At 47.6% G+C, this 21446-nt stretch carries 19 protein-coding genes; 11 read left to right on the forward strand and 8 right to left on the reverse strand.

Features of this window, described 5'->3' with window-relative positions:
- Window positions 1-9: 9 nt before the first annotated feature.
- A complete protein-coding gene (locus ACFQRK_RS03420) occupies window positions 10-765 on the reverse strand; it encodes a DUF4905 domain-containing protein (protein ID WP_379003639.1) in 756 nt (251 codons plus the stop codon).
- A 59-nt stretch (window positions 766-824) separates the two neighbouring features.
- Between ACFQRK_RS03420 and ACFQRK_RS03425 the strand changes: the two genes are divergently transcribed.
- Window positions 825-2183 carry a nodulation protein NfeD gene (locus tag ACFQRK_RS03425; RefSeq protein WP_379003640.1) on the forward strand — a complete coding sequence of 453 codons (1359 nt, stop codon included), beginning with the start codon at window positions 825-827 and terminating at the stop codon, window positions 2181-2183.
- A 60-nt stretch (window positions 2184-2243) separates the two neighbouring features.
- Window positions 2244-2723 (forward strand): Dps family protein, encoded by a 480-nt coding sequence (locus ACFQRK_RS03430; RefSeq protein ID WP_379003642.1) that lies wholly within the window; start codon window positions 2244-2246, stop codon window positions 2721-2723.
- Window positions 2724-2836: 113 nt separating this feature from the next.
- Here ACFQRK_RS03430 and ACFQRK_RS03435 read toward each other — a convergent pair whose 3' ends face one another.
- Window positions 2837-4381 (reverse strand): OmpP1/FadL family transporter, encoded by a 1545-nt coding sequence (locus tag ACFQRK_RS03435; RefSeq protein ID WP_379003644.1) that lies wholly within the window; start codon window positions 4379-4381, stop codon window positions 2837-2839.
- A 79-nt stretch (window positions 4382-4460) separates the two neighbouring features.
- The gene (locus tag ACFQRK_RS03440; protein WP_379003645.1) at window positions 4461-5597 is read right to left on the reverse strand and encodes a hypothetical protein; all 1137 of its coding nucleotides are present in this window, start codon (window positions 5595-5597) and stop codon (window positions 4461-4463) included.
- A 233-nt stretch (window positions 5598-5830) separates the two neighbouring features.
- On the opposite strand from ACFQRK_RS03440, the gene proS reads away from it, so the two are divergent.
- From proS to ACFQRK_RS03460, 4 genes are read left to right on the forward strand one after another with little or no spacing between them, the layout of a single operon-like run.
- On the forward strand, window positions 5831-7303 hold the full coding sequence (gene proS, locus ACFQRK_RS03445; protein ID WP_379003646.1) for a proline--tRNA ligase: 1473 nt from the start codon (window positions 5831-5833) through the stop codon (window positions 7301-7303).
- Between the two features lie 24 nt (window positions 7304-7327).
- On the forward strand, window positions 7328-8116 hold the full coding sequence (locus ACFQRK_RS03450) for an NAD-dependent epimerase/dehydratase family protein (RefSeq protein ID WP_379003648.1): 789 nt from the start codon (window positions 7328-7330) through the stop codon (window positions 8114-8116).
- 51 nt (window positions 8117-8167) lie between these two features.
- A complete protein-coding gene (locus ACFQRK_RS03455; protein WP_379003650.1) occupies window positions 8168-9313 on the forward strand; it encodes a cystathionine gamma-synthase in 1146 nt (381 codons plus the stop codon).
- A gap of 14 nt (window positions 9314-9327) precedes the next feature.
- On the forward strand, window positions 9328-10233 hold the full coding sequence (locus ACFQRK_RS03460) for a TIGR02757 family protein (RefSeq protein ID WP_379003652.1): 906 nt from the start codon (window positions 9328-9330) through the stop codon (window positions 10231-10233).
- A 19-nt stretch (window positions 10234-10252) separates the two neighbouring features.
- Here the strand turns inward: ACFQRK_RS03460 and ACFQRK_RS03465 are convergent, their stop codons facing one another.
- A complete protein-coding gene (locus ACFQRK_RS03465; RefSeq protein WP_379003654.1) occupies window positions 10253-11230 on the reverse strand; it encodes a 2-hydroxyacid dehydrogenase in 978 nt (325 codons plus the stop codon).
- 86 nt (window positions 11231-11316) lie between these two features.
- Here ACFQRK_RS03465 and pyrF point away from each other — a divergent pair, with 86 nt between their 5' ends.
- Window positions 11317-12150, forward strand: coding sequence for an orotidine-5'-phosphate decarboxylase (pyrF, locus tag ACFQRK_RS03470; RefSeq protein ID WP_379003656.1), 834 nt, complete (start codon window positions 11317-11319; stop codon window positions 12148-12150).
- Window positions 12151-12161: 11 nt separating this feature from the next.
- Here the strand turns inward: pyrF and ACFQRK_RS03475 are convergent, their stop codons facing one another.
- Both ACFQRK_RS03475 and lon read right to left on the reverse strand, forming a co-directional pair.
- Entirely contained in the window at window positions 12162-13457 is a 1296-nt protein-coding gene (locus tag ACFQRK_RS03475) for a hemolysin family protein (protein WP_379003658.1), read from the reverse strand.
- Between the two features lie 16 nt (window positions 13458-13473).
- Window positions 13474-15924, reverse strand: coding sequence for an endopeptidase La (lon, locus tag ACFQRK_RS03480; RefSeq protein WP_379003660.1), 2451 nt, complete (start codon window positions 15922-15924; stop codon window positions 13474-13476).
- A 407-nt stretch (window positions 15925-16331) separates the two neighbouring features.
- Between lon and ACFQRK_RS03485 the strand changes: the two genes are divergently transcribed.
- Window positions 16332-17006, forward strand: a complete 675-nt coding sequence (locus ACFQRK_RS03485) for a tetratricopeptide repeat protein (RefSeq protein WP_379003661.1) — start codon at window positions 16332-16334, stop codon at window positions 17004-17006.
- 7 nt (window positions 17007-17013) lie between these two features.
- Here the strand turns inward: ACFQRK_RS03485 and ACFQRK_RS03490 are convergent, their stop codons facing one another.
- Both ACFQRK_RS03490 and gpmI read right to left on the reverse strand, forming a co-directional pair.
- Window positions 17014-17571: a hypothetical protein gene (locus ACFQRK_RS03490; protein ID WP_379003663.1), complete on the reverse strand. Its 558-nt coding sequence runs from the start codon at window positions 17569-17571 to the stop codon at window positions 17014-17016.
- A 16-nt stretch (window positions 17572-17587) separates the two neighbouring features.
- Window positions 17588-19117, reverse strand: coding sequence for a 2,3-bisphosphoglycerate-independent phosphoglycerate mutase (gene gpmI / locus ACFQRK_RS03495; protein ID WP_379003665.1), 1530 nt, complete (start codon window positions 19115-19117; stop codon window positions 17588-17590).
- A gap of 298 nt (window positions 19118-19415) precedes the next feature.
- Here gpmI and ACFQRK_RS03500 point away from each other — a divergent pair, with 298 nt between their 5' ends.
- The 3 genes from ACFQRK_RS03500 (at window position 19416) to plsY (ending at window position 21433) form a co-directional block, all read left to right on the forward strand.
- A complete protein-coding gene (locus ACFQRK_RS03500) occupies window positions 19416-19781 on the forward strand; it encodes a DUF4783 domain-containing protein (RefSeq protein WP_379004643.1) in 366 nt (121 codons plus the stop codon).
- A 135-nt stretch (window positions 19782-19916) separates the two neighbouring features.
- A complete protein-coding gene (gene nadC, locus ACFQRK_RS03505) occupies window positions 19917-20786 on the forward strand; it encodes a carboxylating nicotinate-nucleotide diphosphorylase (protein WP_379003666.1) in 870 nt (289 codons plus the stop codon).
- Window positions 20783-21433 (forward strand): glycerol-3-phosphate 1-O-acyltransferase PlsY, encoded by a 651-nt coding sequence (gene plsY / locus ACFQRK_RS03510; RefSeq protein WP_379003668.1) that lies wholly within the window; start codon window positions 20783-20785, stop codon window positions 21431-21433. Before nadC ends, plsY begins: the two co-directional genes overlap by 4 nt.
- Window positions 21434-21446: the final 13 nt, after the last annotated feature.

Genomic DNA, 21446 nt, shown 5'->3' on the forward strand with positions numbered 1-21446 from the left:
CCGTTGCAATTATACTAAATACGCTACAATTTCTTGTTTATTGTCACCGATAAAGAAAAGCTGGTTGCCGATCATAAAAAATAGCTCCGGTGCCATTTTCGGTAGATCGGAGACGATAATCTCGTCAGTCAGCATTTTTGCTCCACAGGACGCTACTAACCGAATATGGTATCCGTCATCGAGTGCTTCATGGAAAGCCCAAAACATCCGGTCTTCAATAGGACAACACACCAGGTCACCCGTTATAGCATAGCCTTCCAAAAATGAAGGGATGTCTCCGCCATACCGTTGAGGTAAGACGATTTCCGGGCTTGCAGGTTTATTAGGTATGTCGTTTTTTTTTGTTAAACTTCCGTCAACAGGATTCAGGTACTGTTCGTAGCCGCTAGCGAAATTGCGATGTCTGACTACGAGCTGCTGATTCGCGAGCGCGACCAGCATATAGTTGAACTGTTCCCATATCACTTGGCCGGTCGGGGCATCGATACATGCAATCCCTGCACCCTCGGGAGAATTTTGACCCCACGCCCGTACGATCAATTTGTCGTTGACGATTCCTGCCAAAGACCAATTGCGATCTCCGTAAGGTTTTTCGTCAACGAACGACATGCCGGTATGGTAATCAATCGCAGAAAATGCGGGGACACCTGTATCCGGATTCCGCGTTTCGATAGCTAAAATGCCCCGGGTTGTATCGGCTTCGATGCGCCATACCGTCCCTAAAAAACTTTTTCTGAATGCGGTTTTTAATGTATATTTATCCATTGATAAAGTCGATAGGTTGTTCGCCTGCCCGGCTTCAAAATTAGAATGTTTTGAACGATATGCATAAAAAAAAGCGAGGAAAGCGTATCAGGCTCTTTTTAGCACTGGCAGTTAGCTGGATATTGTCCGTGTTTGCGGTACCGGCACAGGAAATTTACCAATTTGACATAGAGGGCGACATAGGCCCCAATGCCTGGCGTACCGTAAAGAATGCCTTTTCAAATGCGGAGGGTATGCGTGCGGATTTGGTTTTGATTGAGATGAACACATTCGGGGGCATGGTCAATTTTGCGGATTCCATCCGGAGCCGTATATTGGATTCGCCCCTGAAGACAGTCGTTTTTATCAATCACAATGCTGCCTCGGCGGGTGCGCTGATCGCGTTGGCTTGCGATCGCATCTACATGAGCAAGGGGTCCAGTATCGGAGCTGCCAGTGTGGTGGATCAGTCGGGACAGGTATTACCTGAAAAACATCAGTCGTACATGCGAGGATTAATGCGGGCGACAGCTGAAGCAAAGGGGCGTGACCCGAAAGTAGCCGAGGCATTTGTGGACCCTGACGTGGATCTACCCGCGATTAAGCCTGCGGGCAAAATTCTCACGCTAACTTCGTCGGAAGCGGTAAACATCGGATTGGCAGAGGCGGAGTCTGCCTCAACAGCCGATTTGTTGAAAGCCGAGGGAATCAGCAACCCGACGATTACCACACACCGGATCACCGCAATCGACCGGATCATATCTTTCCTTATCAATCCGGCGGTTAGTGGCATTTTGATTTTGCTGATCATTGGCGGTATTTACTTTGAGATGCAAACGCCGGGCATCGGGTTTGCGTTGGTTGTCGCAATCGTCGCCGCTACGTTGTTTTTTGCGCCCTTGTATATCCAAGGATTAGCGGACAATTGGGAAATAGCCCTCTTCGTAGCGGGCATTGTTTTGATTGTGCTGGAATTATTTGTGATTCCGGGATTTGGCGTCGCGGGAATATTGGGCATTATCTGCCTGGTTTGCGGGCTGGCGTTTAGCATGGTGGCCAACGATTATTTCAATTTCTCCATTTCGGAGCCGGGTATGTTGTTTAATTCCTTTCTGCTTGTCATCGCTTCAATGGTGACGGCAACAGTGGTTATCGTTATTTTTGGGAAAAGTTTGCTTAAAACGAGGGCGTTCAAACGTCTTGTGTTACAGGATGAGCAACGATCGGAAGAAGGATATACATCGTCTCGTCCGAATAGCGAGCTGCTGAATAGGGAAGGGGTGGCAAAGACGGTCTTACGCCCGTCTGGAAAGGTTGAAATTGATGGGAAGTGGTTCGATGCGATCGCACTGGATGGCTTTGTCGATATTGGCGAAGCCATTTATGTAGAGAAGCATGAAAACTATAATCTTTTTGTCAGAAAAAAGCGAACACCCTAATGCCATGATGAACTTTTTATAGCTTTAACTGTTTTATGGTTGTATCTAAAATCGAATATCATGAATCCAAAAGCGATTAGTTTAGAAGAAAAAAAGTTAAGACCTGTTGTTGATCACCTGAATGACCTGTTAGCCAATTATCATATCCATTACCAAAAGCTGAGAGGGTGCCATTGGAATGTTCGAGGAAACCATTTCTTTACCCTCCACGCCAAATTTGAGGAACTTTATACCAATGCCTTAACGACCATCGATGAGCTTGCGGAACGTATTCTCACACTCGGCAAATCTCCTTACAGTACGTTCAAAGATTACGTGACGCACTCGGAGATCAAAGAGGTGGATACGATCGGCATGAAGGATATTGACATGGTAAAGGCCATTATCGAGGATTTGGAGGCGTTGATTGCCATGCAACGGGATTTATTGGAGATTACTTCCGAAGCGGAAGACGAAGGGACCAATGACATGGTCAACGCGTTCATGCAATTTAATGAGAAACAGAATTGGATGCTGAGAGCATTCGTAAATAAAGCTTAATAAGCCTGATGCCCGGCATTTAAATAAAATCGGGTACACGGATGCACGGAACGACGGTCGTTCACTGTTCTGTGCATCCGTGTACCCGGAGTTATACCAACCGAATTCCTACATTAAAATTTAAGTCCCACAGACAGCAGTACATTGTGCCGCTGGTTTTTAACCTCCACAATGGGACTGTATTGGCCTGCTGCATCGTCCAGCAGATACGGAATCATATTATAGTTCCGCTGAAAGTTCTGGTAAGTCAAATCTACATAAAGATTGTTAATTCGGTATCCCAGTCCTCCGGAGACGGTCTGTCCGCTATAATCGATGCTCTCATCTTTGTAGGGGCTTCCGGAATAGCCGTATCCCGCTCTCACCATAAGCTGTGGGGCAACCATATATTCACCACCGACACGGAAGTTAACCGCGCCTGCGTAGGTGTCGGCAATTCCATTGTTAAAATCCTGGTCGTCCTCGGAATTAGGTGACGACATGGATAAGCTGGCGTAATCCACATAATCGATATCGGCACTAAGCAAGCCGCCTGCTTCGAAGACATAAGCCAATCCTGCACTAAGTTTATACGGGGTGCGCAGGCTGTAGTCGTAATAGATGGGTTCGCTTGGACTCTCATCCGAATTTTCAGTGCCGTCAGTCAGGTAATTGGTAATACCGAAATAATCCTCATAGTCATTTGTCAGGTTATACCACGTTGGTGTGGTGGCAGACACACCGATCTGAAATTGAGGAACCGGTTTGAAGATGACGCCAAGTTTAGCGTTAACACCATTTCCGGATGTGTTGGACCAGTATTCGTCGTCGAACTCGTAGTCAGATTCCAGCAACGGGTTGTAAATGTCGTAGTCCTCGGCAGCGGGGTTGACAAATCGACTGTTCGGGTTCATGGCGTAGATATACCCATAGTTTTCAATTGAGCCATCTTCCATAAACAATCGGTTCATGCGGTAGTTGATTCGCGAGAAACCGACACTGGCCCCGATGTAGAATTTATTCGCGTAATTGGTACCAAAGGAAAGGTTCGTCTCGGATTGGTGTCCTTCTTCACGATAGTATGCGGTTTGTACACTGTTGAGCGTCGTCATCGGAACAAGATTGCCAGAGGCGTCTTCGTCGACCATGCCAAATTGCCAACCGATGTCTCCCGCCAGAAAGCCGTCTTCAAGTACCATAAAATCGCTATAACTGCTTTCGTTATTTACGCCCGTGAAGCCCATGGTAGAATTGAAGTTGCCCGTCCGATGGTAACCAATACCGATGTTAAAGTTCAACCACCCGGAAGAAAGATTACTGCCGCGTGCCTTGCGTACCGGAATATGGAAGACCGCGGCGGCTTGGTTGATCCCAAATTTATCGACGTTATTTTTGCTATTTGTACCGAAGTACAACGCTTTATTGACATCATTGCTGAAATCAAACGAGAGACCAATGTCTGACTGGCCGAAAAAACCAAGGCCGGCCGGATTCCCTGAAACCGAACTTAAATCACCTCCTAAGGCGGTCTGCGCATTGCCTAATGCTTTGAAGCGGGCAGATGCCCCTTGTTCCGGTTGGGAAAATCGCAGAAATTCGTCAAGTGACTGGGCGTTTACCCTTGTAAACGAACAGCTTAATAATAACAAGGATAAGGGAATATACGTTGATTTTGTCATATGTAGTTGAAGTGTAGTTTACGAAAAAGGTCAGCCCATCTGCCATGCAGATTGAAGCTGACCTGTCATCTGAATCTTGTTATCTGCCTCTGCCTCCGCTCCGGCTACTTCCTCCGCTGCTTCCGCGGCTACTTCCTGCAGATCCCCCAGAGGATCGCGATGGAGGGGATACCGAACCCCCGGAGCTGCCTCCCGACGAACGGGGAGCTACGCTGCTCGGCCTAGAAGGGCGTGAAGGCGCTGCACTTGGACGGGAGCTTGACGGACGTGCCGGACGTGCGCTGCTACCCGACGGGCGTTGTGTGGATGATGGCCTTACACCGCTCGAAGGTCTCCTGGAGCTGCCCGGTCTTACGGCTTCGCCGGACGGCCTCCGGGAAGTACTGCCCGGACGTACCGCTTCCCTTGACCGGGTACCGGTTGTGCCGCGAGTTACAGAAGTACGAGTGCTGCCTGCGCTACCGCGGGTCGCCACGGGCCGGGTGGAAATGCGTCCGTTTGCATCCCGACTTATGGCAGTCCGAGACGCGGTACGTGTAGTAGTTCCTGCCGATCGGCTTGAACGGCCGGTTCTTACATCCATCCGAGACCGAGACGCAGATCGAATGCCCCTCGTACGGTTATCTACGATAATGGTGCCTGGGTAGTAGCCGCCCCATCCGCCCCAACCCCAACGGTTGTATGCGTAGGGTCCCCAATAGCCACGGCCATAATAGGGAGATCCCCAACCCCAGTAGCCACCGTAATAGGGATTATACCAACTGCTGCCCCAACCGAGGCCCCAGCCGCCGCCCCAACCCCAGCCGAAACCAAGACTCCAGGCGCTGCCCCAGCCCCAACCGGGACTATACCATGAATTAAATCCATACCACGGGTCAAACCAAGGATCGTAATAACTCATGCCAGGTGAGTTGTAGTAGAAACGGTTTATCCGGTTGGCATATTCGCTGTCGCTATATTCATCCGCATAATAGTCGTTCGCATAGGCCTCGTCTGTATATGCATCGGCGTAATAGCCGTCCTCTGCGTACTGCTCGTCAGGTGCCGTCTCCTCGTCATAATAATAATCCGGGCTTTGGTAGCTCTCTTCAACCGCCCGAGCCTGGTTATTATAGACATCGTCGCGGAACGCAGCTTGCCTTGAGGTGGCGCACGACCCCAATAATAAGATGCTTGCTCCAGCTACTGTACTGACTATTAATCTATTGCTTTTCATCTTAACTGTCCTTTCGTTTGGTTAAAACCAACGTTTTATGGTATAGACGTATTTTTGCTTGTTTGGTTTAATGAATATAGATAATTTTTTTGCACCCTGCCCGGTGATTTCGATAGACCAAAGCTCCTTTGCCAGCGGCGTAATTTTTTGTTCGGTAATTTCGTAAAACCCCCTACCTTTGCTGGGCAGAAATCAATACGCAAATCTTATAATAATTTTAGTGAAAGTCAACTATGAGTAAAGGAATTACGAGCCGCGAAACAGATTATTCCCAGTGGTACAATGAATTGGTGGTAAAGGCGGACCTTGCCGAGCATTCCGCTGTCCGGGGGTGCATGGTCATCAAACCATACGGATATGCCATCTGGGAGAAAATGCAGGCTTCCTTGGATAAGATGTTCAAGGACACGGGGCACAGCAACGCGTATTTCCCTTTGTTTATTCCGAAGTCTTTCTTTTCAAAAGAAGCATCGCATGTGGAAGGTTTCGCCACCGAATGTGCGGTAGTTACCCATTACCGGCTAAAAAATGACGGAACAGGCAATATTGTGGTCGACGAAGAGGCGAAACTGGAAGAAGAACTCATCGTAAGACCCACGTCGGAAACGATTATCTGGAATACCTACAAAGGATGGATCGAATCCTATCGGGATTTGCCGATTTTGGTAAATCAGTGGGCCAACGTAGTGCGATGGGAAATGCGTACGCGTTTATTCCTCCGTACAGCGGAGTTTTTATGGCAGGAGGGGCATACGGCTCATGCCACGAAAGAAGAGGCCATCGCAGAAGCCGAACAAATGCTGGGAGTATACGCCGACTTTGCTGAGAATTGGTTAGCGTTGCCGGTGATACGTGGTCGCAAGACTGAGAATGAGCGGTTTGCGGGTGCGTTAGATACCTTGTGTATCGAGGCACTTATGCAAGATGGTAAGGCATTGCAGGCGGGTACGTCGCACTTCCTTGGGCAGAATTTTGCGAAAGCCTTCGATGTGAAGTTCACCGCAAAAGACGGTAAGCTCGATTACGTATGGGCAACCTCATGGGGCGTATCCACGCGTTTGATGGGCGCTTTAATCATGGCGCACTCCGATGATCAGGGATTGGTGCTGCCACCTAAATTGGCGCCGATTCAGGTCGTCATTGTGCCGATTTTTAAGACCGAAGAGGAGCGCACCGCCATTGTTGGATTGACCGATACCTTGATCGTCGAACTGAAATCGAAAGGCATATCGGTCAAGTATGATGATCGAGATACCCATCGGCCCGGATTTAAATTTGCTGAATGGGAACTGAAGGGCGTACCCGTACGTATCGCTGTAGGAACCCGTGACCTGCAAAACGGAACGGTGGAAATCGCCCGTCGTGATACCCAAACCAAAGAGACGGTCGCGCAAGCCGGATTGGCAGATCGGGTTGAGCAGCTGTTGATGGATATCCAACAACAGATATATAATAAGGCAATGACATTCCGGGAGGCCAATACAATAGCGGTAGATTCGTACGATGAGTTTAAACGGGTACTTGAAGAACAGGGCGGCTTTATCTCTGCCCATTGGGACGGAACTGCCGAAACTGAAAAGCTGATTAAGGAGGAAACGAAAGCAACCATCCGCTGCATACCGCTTGACAATCCCTTGGAAGAAGGCCACTGTATCCGTACCGGAAAACCATCTAGGCAGCGTGTGCTGTTCGCACGGGCATATTAAACTGATAAGGTTGGGGAAAAGCGGATGAACGTATTGATTGTCGGGTGCGGGTGGGTAGGTACCTATGTGGCATCCCGCCTGCTAAGCAAGGGATACAAGCTATGGGTTACCTGCAGAACGCCCGAAAAAGCTGCAAAGCTGAAGGAGATGGGGCTGCGTTCGTACGTCATCGATTTCGACCGGGATGCTGCAATCAACGATTTGCCCAAGACGACATTTGATACGATTATCATCAGCGTACCTATAACACGCAAAGATGCAATAGAGACGGTTTCAAGCCGGTTTAAACGACTAACGTTGTTCTTAAAGGAATTGTCTTTCCGGCAGGTGCTGTATTTCGGGTCAATTGGAATTTATCCCAAGGTGGATGGGCTCATAACCGAGGGTACGTTCGCGGCCGAAGAGCTGGACGAAAAACTCTGGTTAGGTGAATCGAGGTTGCGCACGGTCTGCCCGGATATCAATGTTTTCCGGCTGGGGGGATTGTTTGGCCAGGAACGGATTTTTGCCAAATATTTTGCCGGCAAGGTTTGCGAAATCGGCTTTCAAACTGCCAACTTTGTGCATGTAGAAGACGTCTGCCGAATTATTTCGATAACGATGGAACGGGAAGTCCGGGGAGCGACCTACAATGTGGTGTGTCCGGAACATCCGTTGAAAAAGGATGTCATCGCCGTGTCGGCAGCTAAATATGGATATGGGCTTCCGTCTTCGTTCACAGACTCTGATCAAACCGCTAAGATCGTGTCGTCCAATCTGCTGGTAGCGGAACTGGGCTATTCGTTTGTATATCGGTCGCCGCTTCAATTTTGAGGAGATTTGCCTAACTTTACGGCGTTTTCCATATAGTAAATTCCGAAGATCATGGGATATAAATTCGCTACGAAAGCCATTCATGCCGGGCAGCAGGCCGACCCCACCACGGGCGCGGTGATGACGCCGATCTATCAAACGTCAACTTATCAGCAAGCCGCGCCGGGGGACCATAAAGGATATGAGTATTCGCGTGGTACGAATCCCACCCGCAAAGCGTTGGAAGACTGCCTGGCCGCTCTTGAAAATGGAAAATATGGCTTGGCGTTTTCCAGTGGAATGGCGGCTACCGAAACCGTGTTGAAATTACTGAGACCGGGCGATGAAGTCATTACCGGCGACGATTTATACGGTGGATCCTACCGGATTTTTACCCGCGTTTTTGAGCATTACGGCATCAAGTTTCATTTTGTTGATACCTCAGATCCGGAACGGATCGCCGAAAAAATATCATCGGCCACTCGGCTGATATGGGTAGAAACGCCAACGAACCCGACGTTGAAGTTGGCAGATATCGAAGCCATCGGGAAGGTAGCGAAGAGCGCAGACGTGCTTTTGGCGGTTGACAATACGTTCGCTTCTCCTTATCTGCAGAATCCGTTGGATCTTGGAGCGGACATTGTCATGCATTCCGTGACGAAATACATTGGAGGCCACTCGGATGTGGTAATGGGCGCATTGGTGCTGAATGAGAAGGCGTTGTATGATCAATTGTTTTTCTATTACAACGCTTGCGGAGGCACACCTGGACCCCAGGACAGCTTTCTGGTTTTGCGGGGCATTAAAACCTTACACGTGCGGATGAAAGCACACTGTGAGAATGCAAGGAGAGTGGCCGATTATTTAAAAGATCATCCGAAAATCAAAAAGATATATTGGCCGGGTTTGGAAACGCATCCGGGGCACGACATCGCAAAAAGGCAGATGCGTGATTTCGGCGGAATGGTTTCGGTAGTATTAAAGGATGCATCTCTTGAGGACACTTTTAACGTAGCAGCTTCTTTTAAGGTGTTTACCCTCGCGGAATCTCTCGGCGGCGTAGAATCCTTAATTAACCATCCCGCGACGATGACGCATGGCTCGATTCCCAAGGAAGTGAGGGAAAAAGTGGGCGTGGTGGATAATTTGATACGGATTAGCGTGGGAATCGAGGACATTGACGATCTGCTGGCCGACTTGGAACAAGCACTGGGATAGGGCAAATGGCGCGGATGACACAGTTGGAACAGATTTTCGCCGAGGGTGTTCATAAGCTGCCGGACATCAAAGTGTTTCTTGACCATAAGGTAGAAGAATACAATCGGCCTTCTTTTATTGAAAATGATCCGATCAGTATCCCTCACCGATTCGCCCGTAAGCAAGACCGGGAGATAGCTGCCTTTTTTGCGGCAATATTAGCCTGGGGCCAACGAAAGACGATTATCAATAAATGCACGGAATTGCTTGCGCGCATGGACGGTCAGCCTTACGACTTCGTCAGGAACCATCAGGAAATCGATCTGAAACAGTTGCTCGGCTTCAAGCACCGGACGTTCAACGATACGGATTTGCCGTACTTCATCAGTTTTTTCCGCGCACATTATGCGCAGTACGACTCCTTAGAGGAAGCCTTTTTGCCATCAACCGCCAACAAGGAGTTCCGGGCGGAATATTCAGAATCGTACCCATCGCTTCCCGAGATAGATACGTATTCTTCCTCAAGTTGTTTTTTGGGCAATTTGGCGCTTTCCAATTTCGGGGCAGAACAGATGTTGAATCATTTCCGGACGTATTTTTTCAGTCTGCCGGATGCACCCTTGCGTACACGGAAGCATATCAGTTCGCCGATGCAAAACTCTGCCTGTAAACGACTGAATATGTTTTTACGCTGGATGGTCAGAAAGGATAGTAAAGGAGTAGACTTTGGATTATGGCGACGGATCATGCCGTCCCAGTTAATTTGTCCTTGTGATGTACATGTAGAACGTGTCGCGAGAAAACTTGGATTGATTCAACGTAAGCAGTCGGACTGGAAAACGGCGTGTGAATTAACAGAAAATCTGCGACGGTTGGATGTAAACGACCCGGTACGATATGATTTTGCTTTGTTTGGATTAGGCGTAGAGGGGGAATTATAAAAGTAGGCGCTGATAGTTTCTATCTGTCATATACCTCTGGATTGACGCAATGAGGTATGCGTTGCCCACTGAGCCCCGCTCGGATGTTGTCGACCGTTAACTGCATCATTTTCATCCGTGTTTCGATAGTGGCCGATCCGATGTGCGGCAATATAGCTACATTGGGCATCTGTAGTAAGGGGTTGTCCGGGGCCATTGGTTCGGGATCCGTGACATCCAGGCCCGCGCCCCATATCTGTCTCTCCTCAAGCGCTAGCCTGAGATCGGTTTCGTTATGGATAGCACCCCTCGCAGTGTTAATGAAGATGGACGATGCTTTCATTTTTGAGAAAGCATCACGGTTAAATATCCCCTCTGTTTCGGTACTCAGGTTCGTATGCACGCTGAGGACATCACTTTGCTGCAACAGCTCGTCAAAGGATACTCTCCGAGCAGCTAACTCCCGCTCAGCAAGTTCGTTATTGCCGCGGTTGTGGTAGATAATGGGCATATCAAATGCGCGATAACAACTCCGTGCTAATTCAAAGCCAATGCGGCCCAAACCATAAATCCCAAGGGTTTTGCCGTGTAATTCGATGCCCAGATCGGCCATCGGATCAAAAAAGCCCCAGTTACCACGTAGGATTTCCTGGTGTTTAAAGATGGCCTTTCGAGCAACATTTTGCATCAGTAGAAAAGCTGTGTCGGCGGTTGCCTTGCTAAGCACTCCAGGCGTATTGCCAATGGGAATACCTAGTTGGGTAGCCTCAGCCACGTCTACATTGTCGTAGCCTACGCTGCACAACGCTATGACACGAAGGTGCCGGCATTCTTCCAGGAAATGCCGGTCGATGTGGTTTTTGCCTACGCTGAATAACGCATCGGCAGCCTGGCAGTGCCGAATCAATTCGCTGGGCAAAAGATCCCGCTTTTCTGTCCATTCAGAAACCTGATGGCCATCATCTGTTAACGAAGACTTAATGATTTCGGGTAGTATTCGAGTGACAAATATCTTCATCGTAATTGCCTTGTAAATATACGGTTTTTGTTTTTTAACCGTAATTTTTGTCTTAGGTTTGCAAAATCAAAATAACAGCCGGCGATATGACACGAAATGAGCTCATCCACCAAATCAAGATCAAACGTTCTTTCCTTTGTGTGGGGCTTGACACAGATATCAGTAAAATACCTGCACACTTGCTTGACTATGAGGATCCTATTTTTGAGTTCAACCGTCAGATTATCGAGGCCACCGCGGACGTATGTGTGGCTTATAAGCCTAATATCGCATTTTACGAGAGCATGGGCGCATCCGGGTGGGAAAGCCTTCGGAAAACATGGAATATTTTACCCAAAGACTGCCTAAGCATTGCCGATGCCAAGCGCGGTGACATAGGCAACACTTCGGAAAGGTATGCCCGGGCTTTTTTTGATCAAGCTCATTCCGGACTTGGATTTGACGCGATTACGGTAGCTCCTTATATGGGGCACGATTCGGTACAACCCTTTCTCCAATTTCGGGGGAAGTGGACGATTGTCTTGGCACTTACTTCGAATGCGGGCGGGATGGATTTTCAGACCACCTCCGATGCAAGTGGCGTGCCGCTTTTTGAGCGGGTAATTCAAAAAACCAATACGTGGGGCAACCCTGAGAATCTGATGTACGTTGTTGGGGCTACCCGAGGGCAGGCCTTTGAATCAGTACGGAAGCATGCGCCGGATCATTTTTTACTGGTCCCGGGTGTAGGTGCGCAGGGGGGAAGCCTCTACGACGTTTGCAAGTACGGAATGACCGCGGATTGTGGTTTACTGGTAAACGCTACACGTTCCGTCATTTACGCATCCAACGGTACTGACTTTGCAGAACGCGCTCGGCAGGAAGCGCACGCTTTGCAGCAAGAGATGGAACGCGAACTTGTGGCAAGAGGAATCGTTTAAGCGATATGCGGTCAGGCACGTAGGAATTTCACCAGGATTTTGTCAATCCGGTTGCCATCCATGTCCACTACCTCAAACTCGTGATCCTTCCAGTGTATGCGCTCACCTTCAGTGGGCATGTGTCCTAATTTCAACAAAATCAGTCCGGCGATGGTATTGATGCTGCCCAACCCCGCTTCCTCCTCCTCCGAAATATCAACATCAAGCACGGTGAAAAGATCGTCGATCTGATATTGTCCATCAATTAATAGGCTGCCATCTTCGCGAGTGACGATTTCGGGCTTTTCGGCGGTATCGCCATCGGAAATATCACCAACAAGGCTACTCAGGATGTCATTGATGGTGACGATCCCTTGCAATGCTCCATATTCGTCAAGCACAATAGCTTGGTGTATCTTAGACGTTTTAAACTTGTTTAGTATGCTATAGGCGGAACTATTCTCATGCACATAGTTGAGGGGGTAGGTCAGTTGATCGAGTTGGATGGGCTCATCGATAAGGTATTGCTTGAGCAACGACTTAATATGAACTACCCCAATGGTGTTGTCCAGACCTCCCTGACACACTGGATACACCGTATGTCCACTTTTTAATATGGTTTGCTTATGGACCTCATATTCATCATTTATATCTAGCCATACGATGTTGCTGCGGTGTGTCATCAGGTTAACGGCCCGCTTATCGCCCAAGCTGAAAACTCGGTCTACGATTTCGTGTTCAATATGTTCGATAGCACCTATATCCGCTCCTTCATCAACAAGTGCTTTAATTTCTTCTTCCGTGACAGCATTCTGCGACGTTTTGATGTTAAGTAACCTGACAATTCCTTCCGTAGTGATACTAAGCAACCATACAAACGGAGCCACGATCTTGCTGAGGATGTTCATGGGGAATGCCACAATGGTCGCATATTTCTCGGGAATTGCCAACCCGATACGTTTGGGAACCAATTCTCCCAATACAAGGGTCAGAAATGTAATCGCGATCACCACGATAAGCACGGAAACCTGTGAACTATACCCATCCATCCAGGCAACCTCTGAAAGGTGGACATCCAATCGTTGAGCAATGGTTGCACCACCAAAAATCCCCGTCAGGATACCGATGAGTGTAATGCCGATTTGTACGGTGGAAAGAAATCGATTGGGAGATTCTTTTAGTTTAAGCACCTGCTTGGCAGCGGCATTCTTCCGGTCGATTAACACTTGGAGACGAGCTTTCCGACTGGACACGATCGCAATTTCGGAGGCCGAAAAAACGCCGTTCAACAGGATCAACGCCAAAATAATCAGCGATTCTGTAAGCATGTAGCTAAGATAAAAATTAATTTAACAATTTCTTAGCGTTTTTTACCTGTTGTTTCAGCAAGGCGATGTTGACCACTTCATGCATTTCGGAGACATAATGGAACGTCAGATCTTTGATGTAGTCTTCCTTAATTTCCACAATATCCTTTTTATTAGCTTTCGAGAGGATTATCTCTTTGATATTTGCCCGCTTGGCAGCCAATATTTTCTCCTTGATGCCGCCTACGGGAAGTACTTTTCCTCGTAGCGTGATTTCTCCCGTCATAGCCAGCTTTTCCTTTACCTTCCGTTGGGTAAAGCTGGATGCAAGTGCCGTGAGCATGGTGATCCCCGCAGACGGGCCATCTTTTGGGGTGGCGCCTGCCGGTACGTGTATATGGACGTCCCATTTATCGAATACGCTATAATCGATACCGAATTCTGCTGCATTTGCGCGGAGGTACGCCATCGCGATGCTTGCAGATTCCTTCATGACATCGCCTAAGTTACCGGTCAGTGTCAACTTCCCTTTACCGGGACTTAGGCTGGATTCGATGTACAGGATATCTCCACCCACCTGCGTCCATGCCAAGCCGGTTACCACACCGGCAACCTGGTTCGCCTCGTAAAATTCTTTATCGAAAATAGGAGCACCCAGAATTTTTTCTACCGTTGCAACGTCGACTGGCTGGGGTAACGGATCGTCCATTACGATGCGAGTGGCAACGCCACGGATGATGGATCCGATTTTCTTTTCCAAACCACGAACACCGGATTCGCGGGTATATTCATCGATTATTTTTTCAATCACTCGCGGTCGTAGGGAGAAATCTTTGGGAGCAAGGCCATGTGCCTCACGTTGTTTCGGAATCAGGTGTTTTTTGGCGATTTCGATTTTTTCTTCGATGGTGTAGCCGTTGACCTCGATGATTTCCATCCGATCGAGTAATGCGGGTTGGATATTGCTCAAGGAATTGGCGGTGGCAATGAACATGACATTTGATAGATCGTAATCCAATTCGACATAGTGATCGTAGAACGCATTATTTTGTTCGGGATCGAGCACTTCCAGTAGCGCAGATGAGGGGTCGCCTCGAAAATCGCTGCCTACTTTATCGATTTCGTCCAATACAAATACGGGATTTGAGGCACCTGCTTTTTTCAACGACTGAATGATGCGACCGGGCATGGCACCGATATAGGTCTTACGATGGCCCCTTATTTCAGCTTCATCGCGTATACCACCGAGCGCCATACGGGTGTATTTACGTCCTAACGCTTTGGCAATGGACTTGCCCAGGGATGTTTTTCCCACGCCCGGAGGCCCTACTAAACAGAGGATCGGGGCCTTCATGTTGCGTTTTAGTTTTAATATTGCTAGGTATTCGATGATCCGCTGTTTTACCTTGTCCAAGCCATAATGGTCCCGGTCCAGCACGCGCTTAGCCCGGATAAGATCGAAGTTGTCCTTTGTGAATTCATTCCACGGGAGATCCAACAACAGTTCGAGGTAGTTAACCTGGACGGAATAATCGGCTGCGGCCGGATTTATACGGGCTAATTTGTCGAGCTCTTTATCAAAATGCTCGCCCACTTCCGCAGACCATTTCTTTGCTTTGCCACGCTTACGCAGGTCTTCCATTTCCAGGTCGGGCGTATTGCCTCCGAGCTCTTCTTGAATGGTTTTCAACTGTTGGTTGAGGAAATAATCCCGCTGTTGCTTGTCAAGGTCTCCGCGGACCTTGTTTTGTATCTGTGTTTTTAATTCAAGCAGTTGGAGCTCCACATCCAATTGTTCCAATACCTTAGCTGCTCGTTTGTCCAGATCGGCAATTTCTAACAGTTGTTGCTTGAAAGACAGGTCAGCATTGAGGTTTGACGAAATGAAATTAATCAGAAACCCCGGGCTTTCGATGTTCTTAATGGCAATACCGGCTTCACTTGGTATATGTGGAGAAAGCTGGATAATCTGGAGGGCCATCTCTTTGATGGACGAAATCAATGCATTGAACTCTCTGCTGGTCTTGTGCTTTTTCTCCTCAAAACGTTCAATATATGCTTTTATATAAGGCTCGCTTTGAATAAGTTCCCGTAATCTGAACCGTTGTTTTCCCTGGATAATGACCGTTGTATTTCCGTCGGGCATCTGCAAGATCTTAATGATCATTGCCACGGTTCCTACTTTGTTAAGTTGGTCAAACGTCGGATCTTCGATCGCCATGTTTTGTTGAGACACGACACCGATGATCCGATCCCCTTTGTAAGCTTCCTTGACTAATTTAATAGATTTATCTCGGCCCACGGTAATCGGGATGACAACACCGGGGAATAACACCGTATTGCGCAATGGAAGAATGGAAAGTGATTCCGGAAGGTCCGCATTGCGCATTTCATCTTCATCTTGCTGGCTTAATAACGGAAAAAATTCCGTGTCTTCATTTATAATGGGGATTGCTTGGTTAAAATCAAACGGATCAAAATTGCTCATGAATATTCTTATTTCGTCTTATGCCGGCGCCATATTGGCAGCCCTGATCATTCGGTAACTATAAAATCTGCTCTTGTAGAGTAATTGCAATGCCTATGCCAATAGCGAACTTTTTCCAAAATTCATTACTACGTGGTACCCTTAAGGTATTCCTGCTGAAAAAAAGTCAGCAATAGGAACAGGATGGCTTAAGTTGCTCCCTCGCATATCTATCAGCTAAATTATAAAAAAAATCAGAAAAGAAAGGCGCAAAAATAATAAATGGAACGATTTGGAGTTGTATGTGTAAATTTCCTTGTGACAAGTTACATGGAGACAAATTGTATTTGCGTGCAATTATAATTATGTTTGTAGCACGGAAATTGCAGGGTTGGTCAGTCAGAAGGAATTTGTTTAATATGAAAGTGATGAAAAGAAATGAATTGAGCTTTTATTTGGGAAAATCGAAACGGGTGATTATCAGTGGGATGTTATGCCTGGCGGTATTTGCCACGCAGGCACAGACCACGGAGACGGCTCCCAGCAATCCCAACGTACGGTTAGGGCAAAAGGCGTTGATCGACGGTGATTTTAAAGCAGCGGCCAACCATTTACAAAAGGCGTTGCCGGCTGAAAGCGGTGATCCGGACGTCATGTATATGCTAGGATACTCGCAATATCAAATCGGCGAATACCGGAAAGCGCTTACCTCGTTTGGTAAAGTTATACAGTTACGACCTGATCACGAGTCGGCTTATTATTATCGTGGGAAAGCAAATAACATACTTGCCGTTCAAACCGATTTAAAAATCAGTTCCAGCAATCGCGAAAAGATGTTGAACGAGGCAGTGGCAGATTATACCAAAGCTATTGAACTGAACGCCGGTGACGCAAAATACTATCAGAATCGAGGTATTGCCTACCGTGATCTTGGAATTTTGCGGGGAACTTCTGGTACAGCAAATTATGACAAAGTACTGGCTACAGAAGCATACGATAAGAGCATTGCCGATTTTGAGCAGGTGCTGGCGATGACACCGGGCAAAAAGGATATACAAACGGAAGTCAAAAAGGCGAAAGTATACCGGGACAACCTTAAATAACGACGTTTTATCGTAGCATACCGTTTATTGAATAGCGACTATCACCGATGAAACAGATAAGTTGTTGTTTGTTGATCTGATAAAGCGAGTCAGGATAGTAGTTAAGCTGTTCAGCGGTTTGGTAAAGCATATTGCCGGATTGATTGATGATGGCAATATGCTTTACTTTTCCATTTTCATGTTTTTCAATGGTTATTTTTTGGGTTCGGAGTTCCGGATCAACGCAGGTATAAACGAGTGAATGTTTCGTGCTGTCTATGCGATAACTTTTCTGCCATGCAGGTTTGTTGATGTCAGAATCTATAAACAGCGCCAACTCATTTTTCCAGTCGTCGATTTGCACGCGTTTGCTTTCAGAGGCACCGTTTCTTGATACGGTTTTGTCAACCTTCGGTGCTGAGCGGCTCAGCCGATCAGCTTCACGTAGGAAATAATCCTGGAGACTGAAATAGGAAGTCCGCGTGCCGGATGTGGGTGCCGTGTTGTTGGAACCGGTACAAGAAAAACTACCTGCAGATCCAACGAAAGCCAGAAAGAAATAAAATGATCTCCTGCACTGAATCATGGTGCGCCCCTTATCCTTAAACTAATACTTTTCCGCTCATTTCATGCGGGACAGGCAATTCCATGAGTTTCAGTATAGTCGGTGCGATATCGCCAAGTTTTCCGTCCGCTATGACCGCGTAGGTGTTGTCGATCAAAATGCAGGGGACCAAATTGGTCGTATGAGCCGTATTGACCGATCCGTCTTCATTAACCATAAATTCTGCGTTTCCGTGGTCAGCGATTATGATAAATGAATACCCGAATTTTAGACCACATTCGACGACTTGTTGCAGGCACCGGTCTACGGTTTCCACCGCCTTAACGACCGCTTCAAATACACCCGTGTGGCCAACCATATCGGGATTGGCGAAATTCAGACAGATGAAATCTGGTTGATGGGCGGTCATATCACCGCATATGGCGTCTGCCACGCCTTGCGCACTCATCTCGGGTTGCAGGTCGTACGTGGCTACTTTCGGTGAGGGAATAAGTATTCGGTTTTCTCCGATAAATTCCCGTTCGCGTCCGCCGGAAAAAAAGAACGTTACGTGGGGGTATTTTTCCGTTTCCGCGATGCGTGTCTGTGTCTTTCCGTTGGCTTCCAAGACTTCGCCGAGTGTATTTGACAGGTTTTCTTTTAGGAATAGCACGTCAACTCCGCGAAACGTATCATCATAGGTCGTCATGGTGAGGTAACGTAATTCCAATGGATGCATTTCGTATTCAGGAAAATCACGCTGTGTGAGCGCCATCGTAATTTCACGCCCCCTGTCGGTACGGAAATTAAAGCAAACTACTACGTCGCCATTTTTTATCGTGGCTATGGGGCTTCCGGAGACATCCGTTTTTACGATTGGTTTAACAAATTCGTCCGTAATCCCTTCTTGGTACGATTGCAGTATCGATTGCGTAATATCCCGAGAGGGTGTTCCGACGCCGTGAACAAGCAGATCATAGGCTAGTTTCACGCGTTCCCACCGGTTGTCGCGGTCCATTGCATAGTATCTTCCGATCACGGAGGCAAGCTGACCGCCATTCGTCTGAAGGAACTGTTCCAAATCAGCAACGTAGCCAATACCTGAATTCGGATCGGTATCGCGGCCATCCAGAAAAGCGTGTACAAATACATGGTCGTTTTGCAGTCCCGCATTTTTTGCTGCGACGCATAGCCCCTTGAGATGCCGGGTATGCGCGTGGACGCCGCCATCGGATAGCAGGCCGATGAAATGCACAGACCTGCCATTGGCGCTAGCGTATTGGAAGGCAGCCTGCAACGTTTCGTTCCGATCAAATTCGCCGTCTTTTACGGCTTTGTGTATTCTACCTAATTCTTGGTAGACGACTCTTCCTGCACCCAAATTCATATGGCCAACCTCAGAGTTGCCCATTTGGCCCTCTGGCAGGCCTACCGCTTCACCCGAAGCTTCCAGTTTGGCATGCGGATGACGAAGAAGCAGCTCATCCAGGTAAGGAGTATTTGCCGCTAGAACGGCGTTTGACCGATCTTTTTTGCCATAACCCAATCCATCGAGGATTATGAGCGCAACTTTTTTCTTGGTATTCACGAATGCAAACTTAGTCAAATTGCGGCAAAGTCGCAAAGTCGCGGAGTCGGGGATGCCCAGTTTCGCAATTTGCAGTTCGGCAACATTACGTGTATGAAATATGGCATGTTTTTCGCTATGTCTTTTTCGGGGAAAGCAGGGCCTTTTAAAAAGCGGTTTTTTGTAGAAAAAAATCTACACTTCATTTGAGAGACCCGATGTAAATTTGAAATACTAAACGGCGGTAACATTTGAATAAACTATTACTGTGAAAGCGAGGAGAATCAGATTGATTAATAGAGCAAAATTAGTGGGGGTGATGTGTCTGTTTGCGTTGTCGAGTGTTGCTCATATAAATGACGTCATAGATGATATTTCATCCTGTATTAGAAGTGCTAATACCAAGGAGCTGTCCAAGTACTTTTCTTCCACTGTAAGCATGACGCTGTTAAATGATGAAGGCATATATTCGCGGGTACAAGCGGAAATTATCCTGCGTGACTTTTTTAGCAGAAATACGCCCACCAACGTGAAAATATCACATCGATTGGATTCAAATCCGAATTTCAGATACGTTGTGCTTAATTTAGAGACCTCTAAGGACACCTTTCGGGTTTCTTATAAACTCACCAATAACGACAATGCGTTCCAGGTGACGGAGTTCCGTATCGAACCGATCTACTAACCTTTAGCCAATTTTATTTTTTATTCGCTATTTTTTGTTTTAAATAGTCATCTTAGCAGCGTTTTAATCGCTTATGAGCCCAATTGCTGTATTCGATGTCGGTAATGGTTATCGTAAGCATGTAGTCTGTAACCAATGACTGAGAAAGAAAAAGGAGAACTCGCGCGTTTTATTAAAGCGGCCCTTGCAGAAGATGTAGGAGACGGCGATCATACATCTCTATCGACCATTCCTGCCGATAAAAAGGGAATCGCCCAACTAATCATAAAGGAGTCGGGGACGGTGGCCGGTATTGAAGAAGCTTTGGCCGTTCTTCACGAAGTGGACGACGAATTAGCAACCGAGGTTTACCTTTCGGATGGGCAATTAGTTCACGTGGGCGACCTCGTAATGAGCGTAACCGGGCGGATTCACAGCATTCTGCTTGCCGAGCGGCTGTTGCTTAATATTATGCAGCGCATGAGCGGCATCGCTACGGCTACGCGAAGAATTGTCGACACGTTAGCAGGTACGGGAACCCGCGTATTGGATACCCGGAAAACTACACCTTTGCTTCGGTTTCTTGAAAAGAAAGCGGTGCGGATAGGGGGCGGCGTGAATCATCGCTTTGGCCTATACGATATGATACTGATCAAAGATAATCACGTGGATTATGCGGGAGGAATCAGGGCAGCGATCGAGCAGGCAAACCGGTACCGCCAAACCTTGAACAAACCGATCGATATCGAAATCGAAGTGCGTAATCTCACAGAGGTCAGCCAAGTGTTGGAGGTGGGCGAGGTTGAGCGGGTCATGCTTGATAATTTCAGACCGGAACAGTTGCGTGAGGCGGTAGCACTCATTAACGGTCGGTTTGTAACCGAGGCGTCCGGGGGAATAACTGGGGAAAACGTGCGTGAATACGCTGGGGCAGGGGTGGATTACATTTCCATCGGTGCACTCACACACTCGGTAAAAAGCTTGGACATGAGTTTAAAAGCAAAAATCGTATCTTGCGATTCATGATATCGGGGTATTTAGTCGGCGCAGTCATACTAGCTTATTTGTTTGGTTCCATACCCACGGCCGTGTGGTTGGGGCAGTCCTTCTATGGTGTCGACGTGCGAGAATATGGCAGCGGAAATGCAGGAGCGACCAATACGTTTCGGGTATTGGGTACAAAGGCCGGCATGGCGGTCATGCTGATCGATATCTTGAAAGGGTGGACGGCAACTAATCTTGCGTATTTCATAGGACCATCGGTCACCGGTCCGCAAGCCGCCGCACAGTTTGTTAACTTTCAATTGGCCTTGGGTGTAATTGCCGTGGTGGGGCATTTGTTTCCGATTTTCGCTGGTTTCAGAGGCGGAAAAGGGGTGGCTACTCTTTTTGGGATGATATTGGCCGTACACTTTCAAGCGGCATTGGTATGTGTTTCGGTATTTATCGTGGTACTGTTGCTTACGCATTATGTTTCCCTAAGCTCCATAAGTGCTGGGTTTGCTTTTCCCTTCAGCATTGTCTTTTTGTTTCATACCTCCGTCAAATCCGTATTACTGTATGGGATGTGCATCTGTGTCCTGATACTAATCACGCATCAGAAGAATATCGAACGATTGCTGAAAGGCAAGGAGTCCAAGGTATATTTGTTCCGAAAACGGGCAAAGGGCTAGGCGGAAATTCGGC

The sequence above is a fragment of the Parapedobacter sp. GCM10030251 genome (assembly GCF_042666505.1).
GTDB lineage: Bacteria > Bacteroidota > Bacteroidia > Sphingobacteriales > Sphingobacteriaceae > Parapedobacter.

Excerpts from the sequence above, each read along its gene's own strand:
- ACFQRK_RS03500 (WP_379004643.1), top strand. The coding sequence starts at position 19,416 with ATGTGTCTGTTTGCGTTGTCGAGTGTTGCTCATATAAATGACGTCATA.
- ACFQRK_RS03440 (WP_379003645.1), bottom strand. The coding sequence starts at position 5,597 with ATGAAAAGCAATAGATTAATAGTCAGTACAGTAGCTGGAGCAAGCATC.
- ACFQRK_RS03455 (WP_379003650.1), top strand. The coding sequence starts at position 8,168 with ATGGGATATAAATTCGCTACGAAAGCCATTCATGCCGGGCAGCAGGCC.
- ACFQRK_RS03435 (WP_379003644.1), bottom strand. The coding sequence starts at position 4,381 with ATGACAAAATCAACGTATATTCCCTTATCCTTGTTATTATTAAGCTGT.
- ACFQRK_RS03465 (WP_379003654.1), bottom strand. The coding sequence starts at position 11,230 with ATGAAGATATTTGTCACTCGAATACTACCCGAAATCATTAAGTCTTCG.
- ACFQRK_RS03490 (WP_379003663.1), bottom strand. The coding sequence starts at position 17,571 with ATGATTCAGTGCAGGAGATCATTTTATTTCTTTCTGGCTTTCGTTGGA.
- ACFQRK_RS03460 (WP_379003652.1), top strand. The coding sequence starts at position 9,328 with ATGACACAGTTGGAACAGATTTTCGCCGAGGGTGTTCATAAGCTGCCG.
- ACFQRK_RS03485 (WP_379003661.1), top strand. The coding sequence starts at position 16,332 with ATGAAAAGAAATGAATTGAGCTTTTATTTGGGAAAATCGAAACGGGTG.
- ACFQRK_RS03450 (WP_379003648.1), top strand. The coding sequence starts at position 7,328 with ATGAACGTATTGATTGTCGGGTGCGGGTGGGTAGGTACCTATGTGGCA.
- proS (WP_379003646.1), top strand. The coding sequence starts at position 5,831 with ATGAGTAAAGGAATTACGAGCCGCGAAACAGATTATTCCCAGTGGTAC.
- nadC (WP_379003666.1), top strand. The coding sequence starts at position 19,917 with ATGACTGAGAAAGAAAAAGGAGAACTCGCGCGTTTTATTAAAGCGGCC.
- ACFQRK_RS03425 (WP_379003640.1), top strand. The coding sequence starts at position 825 with ATGCATAAAAAAAAGCGAGGAAAGCGTATCAGGCTCTTTTTAGCACTG.
- ACFQRK_RS03420 (WP_379003639.1), bottom strand. The coding sequence starts at position 765 with ATGGATAAATATACATTAAAAACCGCATTCAGAAAAAGTTTTTTAGGG.
- ACFQRK_RS03430 (WP_379003642.1), top strand. The coding sequence starts at position 2,244 with ATGAATCCAAAAGCGATTAGTTTAGAAGAAAAAAAGTTAAGACCTGTT.
- pyrF (WP_379003656.1), top strand. The coding sequence starts at position 11,317 with ATGACACGAAATGAGCTCATCCACCAAATCAAGATCAAACGTTCTTTC.
- ACFQRK_RS03475 (WP_379003658.1), bottom strand. The coding sequence starts at position 13,457 with ATGCTTACAGAATCGCTGATTATTTTGGCGTTGATCCTGTTGAACGGC.
- plsY (WP_379003668.1), top strand. The coding sequence starts at position 20,783 with ATGATATCGGGGTATTTAGTCGGCGCAGTCATACTAGCTTATTTGTTT.
- lon (WP_379003660.1), bottom strand. The coding sequence starts at position 15,924 with ATGAGCAATTTTGATCCGTTTGATTTTAACCAAGCAATCCCCATTATA.